The organism is uncultured Ramlibacter sp., from assembly GCF_936925435.1.
GTDB lineage: Bacteria > Pseudomonadota > Gammaproteobacteria > Burkholderiales > Burkholderiaceae_C > Ramlibacter.
Map to the genome: position 1 here is coordinate 1 of NZ_CAKZHQ010000005.1, position 15,250 is coordinate 15,250.

Below are 15,250 nucleotides of genomic sequence, written 5' to 3' on the forward strand. Positions count from 1 at the left end.
TTCACGCGGCTTGCGGTAGCTGCCATACATCAGCCCGCGGAACATGTGCAGGTAGACCACGATGAAGAAGGCGCTGGCGCCGGTGGAGTGCATGTAGCGGATCAGCCAGCCCCAGGGCACGTCGCGCATGATGTACTCGACCGAGGCGAAGGCCAGCGCCGCGTCGGGCTTGTAGTGCATCACCAGGAAGATGCCGGTGACGATCTGGATCACCAGCACCAGGATCGCCAGCGAGCCGAAGAAGTACCAGAAGTTGAAGTTCTTCGGTGCGTAGTACTCGGACATGTGGTCCTTGTAGAACGTGAACGCGAAGGGGAAGCGGTTCTCGAGCCAGTTGGTGGTCTTTTCGAGCACCGAGGCGTTAGGGGAGATGTCCTTGAATTCAGCCATGGTCTCAAGCCTTCTTGTCTTCGCCGATCAACAGCCGCGTATCCGACAGATACATGTGCTGCGGCACCTCGAGGTTGTCGGGCGCGGGCTTGTTCTTGAAGACGCGGCCGGCCATGTCGAAGGTCGAGCCGTGGCAGGGGCACAGGAAGCCGCCTTGCCAGTCGTCCGGCAGCGAGGGCTGGGCGCCGGGCTGGAACTTGTCCGAGGGCGAGCAGCCCAGGTGCGAGCAGATGCCCACCGCCACGAACACTTCGGGCTTGATCGAGCGGAACTCGTTCTTGGCGTAGTCAGGCGTGGGGAAGGCCTTGCGGTCGGAATTGGGGTCTGCCAGCTGGCTTTCGCCCTTCTTGAGCGCGGCCAGCTGCTCCGGAGTGCGGCGCACGATCCAGACGGGCTTGCCGCGCCATTCGACGGTGACCTTTTCGCCCGGCTTGAGGGCGGAAATGTCGACTTCCACCGCGGCACCCGCGGCCTTGGCGCGTTCCGATGGCAGGAAGCTGCTGACAAAAGGAGTGGCGACAAAGGGCGCCGCAACTGCGCCAGCACATCCAGACGCGATCAGCCACGTCCGTTTGCTGGCGTCCACTGGGGTGTCACTCATGGGGGTCCTCGAAGGGGGTCGCTTGGGGAATTGGGGTCAACCCGCGATTGTAGCGGAGCGCTCAGAGCCGGTTCAACGCCCTCCCGGGACCGGCGCCCGGGTTTCGGCCGATACTGCGGGCCATTGCAACCTAAGGAGGGCCAGCATGGGCATGCTGAAGGAGTTTCGCGAATTCGCGGTCAAGGGCAACGTGATCGACCTGGCCGTCGGGGTGATCATCGGCGCGGCGTTCAGCAAGATCGTCGATTCGCTGGTCAAGGACATCATCATGCCGCTGGTCAGCCTGGCCGTCGGCGAGCTCGACTTTTCCAACAAGTTCGTGGTGCTCGGGGCCATCCCGCCGGGGGTGCCTCGGACCCTGGCCGAATTGACCAAGGCCGGCGTGCCGGTCTTCGCCTGGGGCAGTTTCATCACCGTGGCGCTGAATTTCGTCATCCTGGCCTTCATCATTTTCCTGATGGTGCGCCAGATCAACAAGCTCAAACGCGGCCAAGCCGAGGGGCCTGCCGCGGCGCCGGCGGCTCCCCCTGAGGACATTGTCCTGCTGCGCGAAATCCGCGACAGCCTGCGCAAGCCGGATTAAGCCGCCGGCGCGAGGCGGCGCGCGGCGCGGACCGCCTCGATCAGGCTGGCCGGATCAGCCCGACCGGTGCCGGCGATATCAAACGCCGTGCCATGGTCGGGACTGGTGCGCACCAGGGGCAGGCCAAGCGTGACATTCACGCCCTTGTCCACCCCCATGTACTTGACCGGGATCAGCCCCTGGTCGTGGTACATCGCCACCACCACGTCGAACTCGCCGGTGCGCGCCCGCATGAACACTGTGTCGGGCGCGAAGGGACCGCTCGCATCCAGGCCCTCGCCGAGTGCCGCCTGCACCGCCGGCAAGATGGCATCGATCTCTTCGCGGCCGAACAATCCGCCCTCCCCGGCATGGGGATTGAGCCCTGCCACCGCCATGCGCGGGGGCCGCCCCAGGGTCGCGGCAAGGGCCCGATGGGTGATGCGCAGGGTCTCCAACACGCTGTCGCGGCTCACCGCCTCGATGGCGTCGCGTAAGGAGAGATGGATGCTGACCAGCACGGTGCGCAACTCGTCGCTGGCCAGCATCATGCGCACCGGAACGTCCTTCACGGCCTTGCCGGCAAACGCTGCTGCCTCGGCCTGCAGCAGCTCGGTATGCCCGGGGAAGGCCACTCCCGCGGCCGCCAGCGCCTCCTTGTGCAACGGCCCCGTCACCAGACCGGCAATGTCGCCACGCAGCGCCGAACGGGCTGCCCACAGGACCGCATCGGCCGCCATCCGGCCGGCAGCAGCGCTGATCTGGCCCCAGGGCACCAACGGCATGCCGGGGCCGACCTGGAGCAGCGGCACACAGCGCGGCGGTGCTTGTCGGGCCTGCGCCGGGCTTTCGATCAGTGCGATGGGCAAGGCCAGGCCTCGTACGCCGGCCACGGCCTGGGCAGCGCGCCGCAGGTGCGCCAGGTCACCGGCGACGAAACAGCCCCCCATGGCTTGCGGTGCATCACGGAAGGCCTTGACGATGATTTCGCCGCCGATGCCGGCAGGGTCGCCCAGCGTGATCGCCAGCAAGGGTGGAATTGCGCTCATGCCGGGTTGTCGATGTCGATAAAGCGGTGCTCCAGCCCCAGGCCGGCGGCGATGTGCCCGGCCACCGCTGGGGCGCCATAGCGCTCCGTGGCATGGTGGCCGCAAGCAAAAAAGCTCACGCCGCATTCGCGCGCGTAATGGGCCTGCGGCTCGGAGATCTCGCCGGTGATGAAAGCCTGGGCGCCCGCGGCAATCGCGTCCTCGAAATAGCCTTGCGCGCCGCCAGTGCACCATGCTATTTTTTTGATAGCACTAGAGGACCCATGGACGGGGACCACAGGCCGGTTCAGCACTTTTTCAAGGTGAGACTGGAGGGCCTGCCCGTCGGCGAAAGCCGCGCCATCGCTGCGCTGGCCCAGGCAGGCCAAGTCCTGGTCACCAAAGCGCGAGAGCGTTTCCAGCCCCAACTGCAGGCCCAGCTGCGCGTTATTGCCCAGTTCGGGATGGGCATCCAGGGGCAGGTGGTAGGCAAAAAGATTGATGTCATGCGCCAGCAGCAGCGCCAGCCGCTGCTTCATCCAGCCGGTCACGCGCCCGTCCTGGCCGCGCCAGAACAGGCCGTGGTGGACAAAGATGGCATCGGCTTGTACGGCGATGGCCGCCTCGATCAGCGCCTTGCTCGCGGTGACGCCGGACACAATGCGGCGCAGTTGCGGTTTGCCCTCGACCTGCAATCCATTGGGACCATAGTCCTTGAATCGCTCCGGCTGGAGCAGGCGGTCAAAGGCCTGGAGAAGCTCTTGCTGGCGGACCATGGCGGGAAAGCGTGGAAAAAGCCCTGATTGTCAGCCAAACCCCGGCCGGGCCCGTGTGCACGCCACAGCTGGGCTTGCAATAATGAAATCGCTTCGGGGAGGAGCTGATGGCTGCGCTTGATCTGGTGATCTGGAGCATGGTTCTGGGGTCCATCGCGGCCCTGGCCCTGGTGCGGCTGGCGGGCCTGGCGCTGCGTCCCAGCCCTTCGCAATGGCAAGGCGTGATCTACCACGTCGTGATCTTCCTCTTCGTGCTGGTGCTCAGCGGCGTGCTGCGGGCGCTGTGGCCGGACATCAGTCCGGGCTGGCTGCGCGCCCTGCAGGTGCTGGCCGGCCCACTCAGCGCCGGCCTGTCGAGCTACTGGGTCCGCAGCTGGCTCAGTGCCTCCCAGCGCGACCGCCTGATGTCCAGCCTGCTGCGCGCCAATTCGGTCCTGCTTCCCGTGCTCGGCGTGGCATGCCTGGTCCTGCCGCGCGACCAGCAACTGCCCGCCGCGGCGGCCATGTCCCTGTTCGGCGCCTGCCTGGCCCTGTGGCTGACGGTCAGGGCCTGGCTGATGGGCGATCCGCTGGCACCGGCCATGGCGGCCGGCCGCCTCCTGGTGCTGGGCGCCATCGGCGGCCTGTATGCGATTGCCATGGGCCTGCCCGCCATCGGCTCCGGCCTCAATGCCGCCATCGCCGCCTGTTCGGCGCTGGGCAATGGCCTGATCGGCTATGCCCTGTGGCACCGCGATGCCCACGAGTGGCGCACACGGCGCGAGGACGCCCCACCCTCCCAGTTCGATCCGGTCACGCGTCTGCACAGCGGCATCAGCCTGGTGCGCAAGCTGATCAAGGCGCAGCGCCGACGGCGCCGCACCCGGCGTGACGGCGCGGTGATCGCGGTGCTGGTCTTCGACATCGACATCATTGCCGCGCAGGCCGGCACGGTCGGCGTCAATGAGCTGTTCATCTGCATCGCCAGCCGCATGCAGCGCCAGGTCGGCGTGGTCAACCCCGTGGGCCGCTACTACGACCGCTGCTTCGTGTCCCTGGTCGAAACCATCCATTCCCCGGCGTGGCTGCGCACGTTGGGGCTGCGGGTGGCCAGCAGCCTGCGCCGGCCGATCGAGATCAGCACCCAGGACGGCCAGCGCATCGAGGTGCGCGCCGACATCGGCGTGGGCGTGGTGCACCTGGAGCGCAGCCAGGCGCCGGTCGAAGACATCCTGCACGACGCGCAGAGGATGGCCCAGGCGGCACGCAGCATGCGCTCACGCGCTGCCATGCTGGACCCGGCGACCGGCGAGGTGGTGGCTGTGGAGCACGCCAACCTCGGGCCGCGCCGGCACCGGCATGGGGCAACAGCGCTCCAGTCCCTGCCGCCCACCCGGCCGATGGCGGCGCGCCGCTGATTGCACGGGCACAGGCACCCCGTGATCGGGGCCAGCGGACTAAACTTGCGCAATTCCCTTGAGGCTGAGTTCATGCGTCGCTACTGGCTGTTCTTTTCCCAGGCCGTCACCGTCTTGCTGGCGGCCTGGTTCGTGGTCACCACCCTCAAACCTGACTGGGTGCGTCGTCCGGCCAGCGTGAGCCTGAGCACCGGCGTTCCCCTGATCGAGTCGCCCGCGCCGGCCCCCACGGCCACACCGGCCGGCAGCCTGCGCCTGGCGGCCCAGCGGGCCTCGGCCGCCGTGGTCAGCATCAACACCAGCACCGTGCCGGAACGCCACCCCCACGCCAACGACCCCTGGTTCCGCTTCTTTTTCGGCGAGCAGGGCAATGGCCAGCCGCAGGCCGGGCTGGGCAGCGGCGTCATCATCAGCGCCGACGGCTACATCCTGACCAACAACCACGTGGTCGAGGGCGCCGACGAGATCGAGGTCGTCCTCAACGACAGCCGGCGCGCCCGCGCCAAGGTCATCGGGACCGATCCCGAGAGCGACCTGGCCATCCTGAAGATCGCGCTGGAGCGGCTGCCGGTGATCACTCTGGGCAATGCGGACGCGCTGCAGGTGGGCGACCAGGTGCTGGCCATCGGCAACCCCTTCGGCGTCGGCCAGACGGTCACCAGCGGCATCGTCAGCGCCCTGGGGCGCAACCAGCTGGGCATCAACACCTTCGAGAACTTCATCCAGACCGACGCCGCCATCAACCCCGGCAACTCCGGCGGCGCGCTGGTGGACGTCAACGGCCAGCTGATGGGCATCAACACCGCCATCTACTCGCGTTCGGGTGGCAGCATGGGCATCGGTTTCGCCATCCCCGTGTCCACCGCCAAGATGGTGCTCGAGGGCATCGTCAAGGACGGCGTGGTGCGCCGCGGCTGGATCGGCGTCGAGCCGGCCGAGCTCTCGCCCGAGCTGATGGAAACCTTCGGCGTCAAGGCCAAGAAAGGCGTGCTCATCACCGGCGTGCTGCAGAACGGCCCGGCGGCGCAGGCCGGCATCCGGCCCGGCGACGTGGTGTTGCAGGTCGCCGGCAAGCAGGTGGCCAGCGTGTCCGAACTGCTGGCCGGCGTGGCCGCCTTGAAGCCGGCCGAGCCGGCGAAATTCCAGGTGCTGCGCCGCGACGACGCGATGGAATTGAGCGTGACGCCGGGCGTGCGGCCCAAGCCCAGGGCTGTGGCGCGCCAGGCCCCGGCGCGCTGAGCCGCCCCAGCCGGCGGCTGCAGCGCCGGCATTCCCTAGTCGGCCGCTGCCGCGCCCTCCTCAGGCGCCTTGGTGTGCTTGATGAAGATTTGCGCCGCCCAGATGCCGACCTCGTAGAGGATGCACATGGGAATGGCCAGGGCCAGCTGCGAGACCACATCGGGCGGCGTGATGACGGCGGCGATGATGAAGGCCAGCACGATGAAGTAGGCGCGGAAGGCCTTGAGCTTCTCGATACTGACGATGCCCATGCGCGCCAGCACGATCACCACGATGGGCACTTCAAAGGCCAGGCCGAAGGCGATGAACATGGTGAGCACGAAGCTCAGGTAGGCCTCGATGTCAGGCGCGGCGGTGATGCTCTTGGGCGCGAAGCCCTGGATGAAGGCGAACACCTGGCCGAAGACGAAAAAGTAGCAAAAGCCCACACCGACGAAGAACAGCACGGTGCTGGAGAACACCAGCGGCAGCACCAGCTTCTTCTCGTGCGAATACAGGCCCGGTGCGACGAAGGCCCAGGCCTGGTAGAGCACCACCGGCAGCGCGATCAGGAAGGCCGCCATCAGCAGGATCTTCAGCGGCACCAGGAAGGGCGAGATCACCGAGGTGGCGATCAGGGTCGCGCCCTTGGGCAGGGTGGCGATCAGCGGCGCGGCCAGGATGTCGTACAGCGCGCCCGGGCCCGGATAGAGGAACAGGACGGCGGCGGCGATGGCGATGGCGATGGTGGCCTTGATCAGCCGGTCGCGCAGCTCCACCAGGTGGGCAACGAAAGGCTGCTCCGTGCCCGCGAGCTCGTCTTCTTTGGTGGGATCCGACATCAGTTGAATTTCTGCGGCCGATAGCGGGCCACGCGCGCGGCGCCCGACAAGGCCTTGGTGCGAATGCCGTTGCGGGCCTTGTACCAGTTGGGTGTGGCGCCCTGCTTGATGCGCCACTTTTTCTTGGGATGCTTGTACTCCGGAACACCAGGAGGCTCGGCCAGCGCCGTCGTCGTGGCATCGCTCCAGCTCTTCTCGAAATCGGCCGCTCCGCTGTGGATGGTGCTCTCGACGTCGCGCGCCGCGCCTTCCACCGTCTCTTTCATCTTCTTGAGCTCGTCCAGCTCCATCGAGCGGTTGACCTCGGCCTTGACGTCGGCCACATAGCGCTGCGCCTTGCCCAGCAAGGTGCCCACCGTGCGCGCCACGCGCGGCAGCTTCTCGGGGCCGATGACGATCAACGCCACGGCGCCGATCAGCGCCATCTTGGAAATGCCGAGATCGATCACTGGATCACGACTTGTTGCGCGCTTCCACGTCGATCGTGGTCTTGTCGGCCGGCTGCTGGGCTGCAGTCACCGAAGCCGGCGGGACCGGTGTTTCGGGTGTGGAGCCGTCGCGCACGCCGTCCTTGAAGCCCTTGACGGCGCCACCCAGGTCGGACCCGATGTTCTTGAGCTTCTTGGTGCCGAACACCAGCACGATGATCAGCAGCACGATCAGCCAGTGCCAGATGGAAAATGAACCCATGGTTTACTCCTAACGAACTTGAGAGGATTCTAGTCGGCGGACGAGGCCCGCCCGGGCTGACCCCGGCAACGGTCCGGCCTTTGAGGCCTTTGACTCAGCCCTTGAGCCAGGGGCGCGGCCCGCCCATGACGTGGATGTGCAGGTGATGCACCTCCTGGCCGCCCTCGGCACCGGTGTTGACCACCACCCGGTGGCCGCCCTCGGGATAGGGCCGGCAGCCCTGCTCCAGGGCCAGCCTGGGGGCCAGCGCCATCATCCTGCCCAGCAGCGGTGCGTGCTCGGGACCGGCCTGGGCCAGCGACGGCAGGTGAACCTTGGGCACCATGAGGAAGTGCACCGGCGCCCACGGATGGATGTCGTGGAAGGCCAGGATCTCCTCGTCCTCGTAAACCTTGCGCGAAGGGATCTTGCCTTCGACGATCTTGCAGAACAGGCAGTTGGGGTCGGTCGTGCTCATGGCGTCAGGTCAGGGCAGGCGGTTGTCGGCAAAGCGCAGCCAGCCGCGCAGGCAGCGGTACAGGTACCACAGGCCGACGATGCCCTGGGCAACAAGGCCGGGGAGGATGAACAGCAGGTACAGCGGCGAGGCCAGCAGCAGCCACAACACGGTCCACCAGAAGGTGGCGATCAGGTAGCTGTGGTGGCGCAGGTAGAGCGGGTCGGCTTCGTCGCCGCGCTTGATGTAGTTGACGATCAGCGCGATCACCGCCAGCGAACCCAGGCTGGGCCAGGCCAGCGTGTGCAGTCCGTACAGCACATGCATGACGCTGCGGTCGCCGGAGGTCTTGGCTTCAAAGGCGGCGAAGTCGGTTTCGCTCACGTCTGCTCCCCTTCGCGCAGCAGGGCCTTGCGCAGGGCCTTCTCCTCGATGCCGCTGGTGCCTTCGCGGCGTTCCAACTCGGCGATCACGTCGGCCGGAGAAAGGCCGTAATGCGCCAGCGCAATCATGCTGTGGAACCACAGGTCGGCCACCTCGCCCACCAGCTTTTGCCGGTCACCGCCATTGTCGGCGTCCTTGGCCGCCATCACGGTCTCGGTCGCCTCCTCGCCGATCTTCTTGAGAAAGGCGTCCGGGCCCTTGTGCAGCAGGCGGGCCACGTAGCTGGCCTGCGGGTCGCCGCCATTGGCCGGCTTGCGGCTTTCGATGATGGCCGCCAGGCGGGCCAGGGAATCGTTGGAAGACATTGCGTTCATTTGTAGATGGATTCCGGGTCTTTCAAGACCGGCTCCACGGCCTGCCAGGCGCCATCCTTGTAGAGGCTGAAAAAACAGCTGTGGCGGCCGGTGTGGCAGGCGATCGAGGGTTCATGGCCCTGCTGGGTCACCTTCAGCAGCAGCACGTCGTTGTCGCAGTCCATGCGGACCTCATGGACCAGCTGCACATGGCCGGACTCTTCGCCCTTGAACCACAGCTTGCCGCGCGAGCGGCTGAAATAGACAGCGCGACCAAGCTCGGTGGTCTTTTGCAGGGCCTCGCGGTTCATCCAGGCGAACATCAGCACATCGTTCGTACCGACTTCCTGGGCGATGACGGGGACCAGGCCGCCGGCATCCCACTTCACTTCATTGAGCCAATCCATGCCTGGATTGTCGGCGATTCCCGCCGACGCCTGCTACAGGCGCACCGGAATGCCGCGCTCGGCCATGCGGGCCTTGGCCTGGCCGACGGTGAACTCGCCGTAATGGAAGATGCTGGCCGCCAGCACCGCGTCGGCGCCGCCCTGCTGGATGCCGTTGGCCAGGTCGTCCAGGCTGCCGACCCCGCCGGAGGCGATGACCGGCACGCCCACCGCGTCACTGACCGCGCGGGTGAGCTCCAGGTCGAAACCGGACTTGGTTCCGTCGCGGTCCATGCTGGTCAGCAGGATCTCGCCGGCGCCGCGGCGGGCCATCTCCGCCGCCCACTGGACGGCGTCCAGGCCGGTGTTCTTGCGCCCGCCATGGCTGTAGACGTCCCAGCCCGGGCCGCGGCTCGCGGCGTCGTCGGCGCTGCGGCGCTTGGCATCGATCGCCACCACGATGCACTGGGCGCCGTACTTGTCCGATGCGGCGTTGATCACATCCGGGTTGGCGATGGCAGCGGAGTTGAAACTGGTCTTGTCGGCGCCGGCATTGAGCAGGCGGCGCACGTCTTCCACGGTGCGCACCCCGCCGCCCACGGTCAGCGGGATGAAAACCTGGGAGGCCACGGCCTCGATGATGGGCAGGATCAGGTCACGGCCGTCGCTGGTGGCCGTGATGTCCAGGAAGGTCAGTTCGTCGGCGCCCTGCAGGTTGTAGCGGGCGGCGATCTCCACCGGGTCGCCGGCATCGCGCAGTTCGACGAAGTTGACGCCCTTGACGACACGGCCGCCGGTGACGTCCAGGCAGGGAATGATGCGTTTGGCAAGCATGGCAAATAAGAGGAAGGAGGGGCGTCGTTCAGGCCAGCAGGTCGAACTGCTGCCAGCCTTGCCAGTGTGCCCCAGACGGCACCTGCACGGGCGACAGCACCTGGGCGGCCTCGACGCAGACAAAACGGCGCCAACCGTCCGCGGGCAGGTCGGCCAGGGCCGGACCCTTGACCGGGCCGGGGTTCCAGACCACGGTGTGGCCCCAGCTGGGGCTCTGGCTGAGCCGCAAGGGCGAGGCTCCGCCCTGCAGCTCCAAGGCGCCGGGCACGGCGTCGTAAACGTTGTCGACCTCGGTGCCGAACAGCACGTCGCCGCTTTGCCGGCCAGCATGGCCGGCCACCGTGTCCAGGCAGAGCGCGCCGTCCAGGCCGCGCAGGCGGGCCGTTTCGATGGCCTCGACGGCGAAGTAGCTGTGCAGGGCCCCGGTCATGGCGAAGGCGGCCTCGCCTGTGTTGTGGGCCAGCAGCTCGATCCGCAAGGAGCCGGCCCCCAGGATGAAGCGCAACTCGCAACGGAAGGCATGGGGCCACAGGGCGCGCGTGGCCTCAGAGTCCGCCAGTTGCAGCACCAGCTGCCCCGCCGGGCCGGCCACCGTTGCCCAGGCCAGGTTGCGCACGAAGCCATGCTTGGCCCGGGCTCCCAGGGGACCGCGCTCGTTGAACTGGGGCAAGCAGACCGGCACGCCGCCGCGGATGGCAGCCTGGCCGTCAAAAATCGCCTTGGGGCTGAGGTAGAGCCGCTCCTGGCCACGCGCCGTCCAGGACAGCAGATGACCGCCATGCAGCGCCACCAGGATGGCGTCCTGCGGACCGATCGCCAGGCGCAGCGCCGGCTGGCCCTGGAACAGGACCTGCTCAGCCACCCAGCTCGTCGGCCTTGGCCTGGGCCTTGGTGAAATCCAGGTCACCCGAATAGATGGCGCGGCCGCAGATCACGCCTTCAATGCCCTCGCCCTCGACCGCGCACAACTGCTCGATGTCGGCCATGTTGGACAGTCCGCCCGAGGCGATGACCGGGATGGTGAGCGATTGCGCCAGCTTGACGGTGGCCTCGATGTTGATGCCCGAGAGCATGCCGTCGCGGCCGATGTCGGTGTAGATGATGGATTCGACGCCCCAGTCCTGGAACTTGCGGGCCAGGTCGACCACCTCGTGGCCGGTGAGCTTGCTCCAGCCGTCGGTGGCGACCTTGCCGTCCTTGGCATCCAGGCCGACGATGATGTGGCCGCCGAAAGCCGTGCAGGCGTCCTTGAGAAAGCCCGGGTTCTTCACCGCAGCCGTGCCGATGATCACGTAGCGCAGGCCGCCGTCGATGTACTTTTCGATGGTGTCCAGGTCGCGGATGCCGCCACCGAGCTGCACCGGGATGTCGTCGCCCACGGCCTTCAGGATCGATTTGATCGCGGCAAAGTTCTGCGGCTTGCCGGCGAAGGCGCCATTGAGGTCGACCAGGTGCAGGCGGCGCGCACCCTTGGCCAGCCAGGACCTGGCCATCGCGGCCGGATCCTCACCGAAGGTGGTGGCCTGGTCCATGTCGCCTTGCTTGAGACGCACGCAGTGGCCGTCTTTGAGGTCGATCGCGGGAATGAGAAGCATGGTGCTATGCGGGACGATGACAGACAGTTCAGTGCCGCGAGGCAGTGTCCTTGGTGGTCAGGGCGTCCAGTGCAGGAAGTTTCGGTAGAGCGCCAGTCCCTGGTCCGCACTTTTTTCCGGGTGGAACTGGGTGGCGAAAATATTATCGCGTGCAATCGCGGCGGTAAAGCGGCCGCCGTAGTCAGCCTCGCCCACGCTGTGGCGCGCATCTGACGTTCGGGCGTAGAAGCTGTGGACGAAGTAGAACCAGCTGTCGTCCGGCACGCCGGACCACATGGCATGGGCTTGCGCCTGGCGCACCCGGTTCCATCCCATCTGCGGCACCTTGTAGCGGCTGCCATCGGGCTGCAGCCGGCCGGCCAGCTCGAACTTGACGACCTCGCCGCCGATCAGGCCCAGGCCGGGGGTTGGCCCCTCCTCGCTGCGATCGAGCAGCATCTGCATGCCCACGCAGACGCCGAACAGCGGCTTGGAAGCGGCCGCCTCAAGCACCGACTCCTGCAGGCCCGACTCGCGCAGCTCGCGCATGCAGTCGGGCATGGCACCCTGCCCCGGCAGCACCACGCGCTCAGCAGCGCGCACATCTTCCGGGCGCGAAGTGATGACCGCCTCGAAACCACTGTCCCTGGCCACATGCAGCACGGCCTGCGCCACCGAGCGCAGATTGCCCATGCCGTAGTCAACAACCGCTACAGTTTTCATAGCTACTCAGGCAGAAAAGACGGGAGCTGGAGGCCAATATCACTCCCAAAACGGCTCAGAGCGAGCCCTTGGTGGAAGGAATGGTGCCGGCCGAGCGCGGGTCCAGTTCCAGTGCCGCGCGCAGCGCCCTGGCAAAGGCCTTGAAGACGGTTTCGCACTGGTGGTGGGCATTCTCGCCACGAAGGTTGTCGATGTGCAGCGTGACGAAGGCGTGGTTGGCGAAGCCCTGGAAGAACTCGTGGGCCAACTGGCTGTCGAAGCCGCCGATCATGCCGCTCTTGAAGGGCACGTTCATGACCAGGCCGGGCCGGCCTGAAAAGTCGATCACCACCCGCGACAGCGCCTCGTCCAGCGGCACGTAAGCATGGCCGTAGCGGCGGATGCCCTTCTTCTCACCCACCGCCTTGTGCACGGCCTGGCCCAGGGTGATGCCCACGTCTTCCACCGTGTGGTGGCCGTCGATGTGCAGGTCGCCATCGGCATGGATGTCCAGGTCGATCAGGCCGTGGCGGGCAATCTGGTCGAGCATGTGGTCGAAAAAGCCGATGCCGGTGGCCAGCTTGGCCTGGCCCGTGCCGTCCAGATTGACGCGCACGGTGATCTTGGTTTCCGCGGTGTTGCGGGCGACTTCTGCTGTGCGTTCGGTGGTCATAGGCTAGCTTGGAGGGCGGCCAGCATCTGCGCGTTTTCGTCGGCCGTTCCGACGGTCAGGCGCAGGCAGTTGGCCAGCAATGGGTGCATTTTAGAAACGTTCTTGACCAGCACGCCGTGCGCCTTCATGCCGTCAAAGGCTTTTTGGGCATCCCGCACCCGCGCCAGCACCATGTTGGCGTCACTGCGCCAGGCCTTGACGCCGGCCATGGCGGCCAGCCGCTCCAGCAGCACGGCGCGCTGGGCCCGCAGGTCGGCCGCCTGGGCGGCAAAAACCTCGGCATGCTCCAGGGCGAACAGCGCCGCCTCGGAATTGAGCACGCTGATGTTGTAGGGCGGGCGCACCTTGTCGATCTGGGCCACCAGGGCCTTGGGGCCCACCATGTAGCCGATGCGCACCCCGGCCAGGCCGAACTTGCTCATGGTGCGCATCAGCAGCACGTGCTGCTGGCCGGCGATGCGGTCCATGTAGCTGCGGCTGGAAAACGGCTGGTAGGCCTCGTCGAAGATCACCAGACCGGGGGCGGCGGCGATGATGCGGTCGATCACCGCGTCGTCCCACAGGTTGGCCGTGGGATTGTTGGGATAGGCCAGGTAGACGATGGATGGCTGGTGCTGCTCGATGGCCGCCAGCATGGCCTCCTCATCGAGCTCGAAGTCCGGCGTCAGGTCCACGCCGATGAACTTCAGGCCCTGCAGCGCGGCGCTCATGGCGTACATGACGAAGCCCGGCAGGGGCGCCAGGATGGAGGCGCCCGGCACGTCGCAGGCCATGGCCACCAGCGAGATCAGTTCGTCCGAACCGTTGCCCAGCATGATGTCGAAGCCCTCGGGCATGCCGGCATGCTCGGCCAGCGCGTGGCGCAGCACGTCGACCTGGCTGCCGGGGTAGCGGTTCAGGGCCACAGCGCCCAGGCGCTGGCCCAGCGCGGCCTGCAACTGCGGCGAGAGCCGGTGCGGGTTTTCCATGGCGTCGAGCTTGACCATGCCGCGCGAGTCCTGCACGGCATAGGCATGCATGCCTTGCACGTCCTGGCGGATCAGGCGGGCCAGCTGGGGCGCCAGGGGGGCTGAGTAATCACTCATGGCTTCAGTCTCATTTCGGCGGCCCGGGCGTGGGCTTGCAGGCCTTCACCGTAGGCCAGCGTGGCGGCAATGGGGCCCAGCACCTGGGCACCGGCCTCGCTGACCTGGATCAGGCTGCTGCGTTTCTGGAAGTCGTACACCCCCAGCGGGCTGGAAAAACGCGCCGTGCTGCTGGTGGGCAGGACGTGGTTCGGGCCGGCGCAGTAGTCGCCCAGCGACTCGCTGGTGAAGCCGCCCAGGAAGATGGCGCCGGCGTGGCGCAGCAGGGGCTCCCAGCGCTCGGGCTCATTGCTGGCGATCTCCAGGTGCTCGGGCGCGATACGGTTGCTGATGGCGCAGGCCTCGTCCATGCTGACGGTATGGATCAGGGCGCCGCGGCCATTGAGCGACTTGGCGATGATCTCGGCGCGCGGCATCTGCGGGAGCAGACGGTCGATCTCGGACTGCACCTTGGCGATGTAGGCCGCATCCGGGCACAGCAGGATGCTTTGGGCCAGCTCGTCGTGCTCGGCCTGGGAAAACAGGTCCATGGCCACCCAGTCGGGCGGCGTGCTGCCATCGGCCAGCACCAGGATCTCACTGGGCCCGGCAATCATGTCGATGCCCACCAGGCCGAAGACGCGGCGCTTGGCGCTGGCCACATAGGCGTTGCCCGGGCCGGTGATCTTGTCGACGCGGGGAATGGTCTGCGTGCCATAGGCCAGGGCGGCCACGGCCTGGGCGCCACCGATGGTGAAAGCACGGGTCACGCCGCCCAGGTAGGCCGCGGCCAGCACCATGGCGTTCTTCTCGCCGCGCGGCGTGGGCACGACCATGATGATTTCTGCGACCCCGGCCACGTGGGCCGGGATGGCGTTCATCAGCACGGACGAGGGATAGGTGGCCTTGCCGCCGGGCACGTAGATGCCCACGCGGTCCAGCGGCGTGACCTTCTGGCCCAGCAGGGTGCCGTCGGCGTCGCGGTAGCTCCAGCTCTCGCCGTTGGCTTTCTTCTGCGCCTCGTGGTAGCTGCGCACCCGCGCCGTGGCCGCCTGCAAGGCCTCGCGCTGGGCCACAGGCAGGCCGTCGAAAGCGGCCTTGAGTTCGGCCTGGGTCAGCTCCAGGGCGGCCACCGAGGGCGCCTCCAGGGCATCGAAGCGTTGGGTGAACTCCAGCACGGCGGCGTCGCCGCGCTGCTGCACGGCGGCCAGGATGTCGGTGACGGCCTGCTCGACCTGCGCATCGGTGTCGGCCGACCAGTGCAGGCGGGCCTGGAAGGCGGCCTCGAAACCGGCATCGGCGGTGGACAGGCGGGCGGGACGGGCTTGCAGTTCCATGGG

Annotated in this window: 20 protein-coding genes and 1 pseudogene; 3 read left to right on the plus strand and 18 right to left on the minus strand. The window is 67.2% G+C overall.

The genetic code is table 11. From position 1 onward, the window contains the following. Nucleotides 1–390 (minus strand): annotated as a pseudogene (locus Q0632_RS05335) (cytochrome bc complex cytochrome b subunit); the annotation flags it as partial. A gap of 4 nt (nucleotides 391–394) precedes the next feature. Further along, entirely contained in the window at nucleotides 395–991 is a 597-nt protein-coding gene (petA, locus tag Q0632_RS05340; RefSeq protein ID WP_298925301.1) for a ubiquinol-cytochrome c reductase iron-sulfur subunit, read from the minus strand. A 145-nt stretch (nucleotides 992–1,136) separates the two neighbouring features. Here petA and mscL point away from each other — a divergent pair, with 145 nt between their 5' ends. After that, nucleotides 1,137–1,574, plus strand: a complete 438-nt coding sequence (gene mscL, locus Q0632_RS05345; RefSeq protein ID WP_298925304.1) for a large conductance mechanosensitive channel protein MscL — start codon at nucleotides 1,137–1,139, stop codon at nucleotides 1,572–1,574. On the opposite strand, the gene pdxA is transcribed toward mscL, so the two are convergent. Continuing rightward, on the minus strand, nucleotides 1,571–2,602 hold the full coding sequence (gene pdxA, locus Q0632_RS05350; RefSeq protein WP_298925307.1) for a 4-hydroxythreonine-4-phosphate dehydrogenase PdxA: 1,032 nt from the start codon (nucleotides 2,600–2,602) through the stop codon (nucleotides 1,571–1,573). The two genes, mscL and pdxA, sit on opposite strands and share 4 nt — an antisense overlap. Then, nucleotides 2,599–3,357 (minus strand): Nif3-like dinuclear metal center hexameric protein, encoded by a 759-nt coding sequence (locus tag Q0632_RS05355; protein WP_298925311.1) that lies wholly within the window; start codon nucleotides 3,355–3,357, stop codon nucleotides 2,599–2,601. Before Q0632_RS05355 ends, pdxA begins: the two co-directional genes overlap by 4 nt. Before the next feature lie 107 nt (nucleotides 3,358–3,464). Here Q0632_RS05355 and Q0632_RS05360 point away from each other — a divergent pair, with 107 nt between their 5' ends. Both Q0632_RS05360 and Q0632_RS05365 read left to right on the plus strand, forming a co-directional pair. Then, entirely contained in the window at nucleotides 3,465–4,754 is a 1,290-nt protein-coding gene (locus Q0632_RS05360) for a 7TM-DISM domain-containing protein (protein ID WP_298925314.1), read from the plus strand. Between the two features lie 72 nt (nucleotides 4,755–4,826). Next, nucleotides 4,827–5,993 (plus strand): trypsin-like peptidase domain-containing protein, encoded by a 1,167-nt coding sequence (locus Q0632_RS05365; protein WP_298925317.1) that lies wholly within the window; start codon nucleotides 4,827–4,829, stop codon nucleotides 5,991–5,993. Nucleotides 5,994–6,028: 35 nt separating this feature from the next. On the opposite strand, the gene tatC is transcribed toward Q0632_RS05365, so the two are convergent. From tatC to hisD, 14 genes are all read right to left on the minus strand, one after another. Then, the gene (tatC, locus tag Q0632_RS05370) at nucleotides 6,029–6,817 is read right to left on the minus strand and encodes a twin-arginine translocase subunit TatC (RefSeq protein ID WP_298926029.1); all 789 of its coding nucleotides are present in this window, start codon (nucleotides 6,815–6,817) and stop codon (nucleotides 6,029–6,031) included. Then, nucleotides 6,814–7,263: a Sec-independent protein translocase protein TatB gene (gene tatB / locus Q0632_RS05375; protein ID WP_298925320.1), complete on the minus strand. Its 450-nt coding sequence runs from the start codon at nucleotides 7,261–7,263 to the stop codon at nucleotides 6,814–6,816. Before tatB ends, tatC begins: the two co-directional genes overlap by 4 nt. A gap of 4 nt (nucleotides 7,264–7,267) precedes the next feature. Continuing rightward, complete coding sequence (gene tatA, locus Q0632_RS05380; protein WP_298925323.1) at nucleotides 7,268–7,504, minus strand: Sec-independent protein translocase subunit TatA; 237 nt, start codon at nucleotides 7,502–7,504, stop codon at nucleotides 7,268–7,270. Nucleotides 7,505–7,598: 94 nt separating this feature from the next. Next, nucleotides 7,599–7,961 carry a histidine triad nucleotide-binding protein gene (locus Q0632_RS05385; RefSeq protein ID WP_298925326.1) on the minus strand — a complete coding sequence of 121 codons (363 nt, stop codon included), beginning with the start codon at nucleotides 7,959–7,961 and terminating at the stop codon, nucleotides 7,599–7,601. A gap of 9 nt (nucleotides 7,962–7,970) precedes the next feature. Then, entirely contained in the window at nucleotides 7,971–8,324 is a 354-nt protein-coding gene (locus Q0632_RS05390) for a hypothetical protein (protein ID WP_298925329.1), read from the minus strand. Continuing rightward, nucleotides 8,321–8,689: a phosphoribosyl-ATP diphosphatase gene (locus tag Q0632_RS05395; protein WP_298925332.1), complete on the minus strand. Its 369-nt coding sequence runs from the start codon at nucleotides 8,687–8,689 to the stop codon at nucleotides 8,321–8,323. Before Q0632_RS05395 ends, Q0632_RS05390 begins: the two co-directional genes overlap by 4 nt. 5 nt (nucleotides 8,690–8,694) lie before the next feature. After that, nucleotides 8,695–9,084 carry a phosphoribosyl-AMP cyclohydrolase gene (gene hisI / locus Q0632_RS05400; protein ID WP_298925335.1) on the minus strand — a complete coding sequence of 130 codons (390 nt, stop codon included), beginning with the start codon at nucleotides 9,082–9,084 and terminating at the stop codon, nucleotides 8,695–8,697. A 33-nt stretch (nucleotides 9,085–9,117) separates the two neighbouring features. Continuing rightward, nucleotides 9,118–9,897, minus strand: a complete 780-nt coding sequence (gene hisF, locus Q0632_RS05405) for an imidazole glycerol phosphate synthase subunit HisF (protein WP_298925338.1) — start codon at nucleotides 9,895–9,897, stop codon at nucleotides 9,118–9,120. Nucleotides 9,898–9,925: 28 nt separating this feature from the next. Beyond that, nucleotides 9,926–10,759: a D-hexose-6-phosphate mutarotase gene (locus tag Q0632_RS05410; RefSeq protein WP_298925340.1), complete on the minus strand. Its 834-nt coding sequence runs from the start codon at nucleotides 10,757–10,759 to the stop codon at nucleotides 9,926–9,928. Continuing rightward, complete coding sequence (gene hisA, locus Q0632_RS05415) at nucleotides 10,752–11,492, minus strand: 1-(5-phosphoribosyl)-5-[(5-phosphoribosylamino)methylideneamino]imidazole-4-carboxamide isomerase (RefSeq protein WP_298925342.1); 741 nt, start codon at nucleotides 11,490–11,492, stop codon at nucleotides 10,752–10,754. The genes Q0632_RS05410 and hisA overlap by 8 nt, the downstream gene beginning before the upstream one ends. 57 nt (nucleotides 11,493–11,549) lie before the next feature. Then, a complete protein-coding gene (gene hisH / locus Q0632_RS05420; RefSeq protein ID WP_298925344.1) occupies nucleotides 11,550–12,194 on the minus strand; it encodes an imidazole glycerol phosphate synthase subunit HisH in 645 nt (214 codons plus the stop codon). A gap of 55 nt (nucleotides 12,195–12,249) precedes the next feature. Continuing rightward, a complete protein-coding gene (hisB, locus tag Q0632_RS05425) occupies nucleotides 12,250–12,846 on the minus strand; it encodes an imidazoleglycerol-phosphate dehydratase HisB (protein ID WP_298925346.1) in 597 nt (198 codons plus the stop codon). Beyond that, a complete protein-coding gene (gene hisC, locus Q0632_RS05430) occupies nucleotides 12,843–13,931 on the minus strand; it encodes a histidinol-phosphate transaminase (protein ID WP_298925348.1) in 1,089 nt (362 codons plus the stop codon). Before hisC ends, hisB begins: the two co-directional genes overlap by 4 nt. Next, nucleotides 13,928–15,247: a histidinol dehydrogenase gene (gene hisD, locus Q0632_RS05435; RefSeq protein WP_298925350.1), complete on the minus strand. Its 1,320-nt coding sequence runs from the start codon at nucleotides 15,245–15,247 to the stop codon at nucleotides 13,928–13,930. Before hisD ends, hisC begins: the two co-directional genes overlap by 4 nt. Nucleotides 15,248–15,250: the final 3 nt, after the last annotated feature.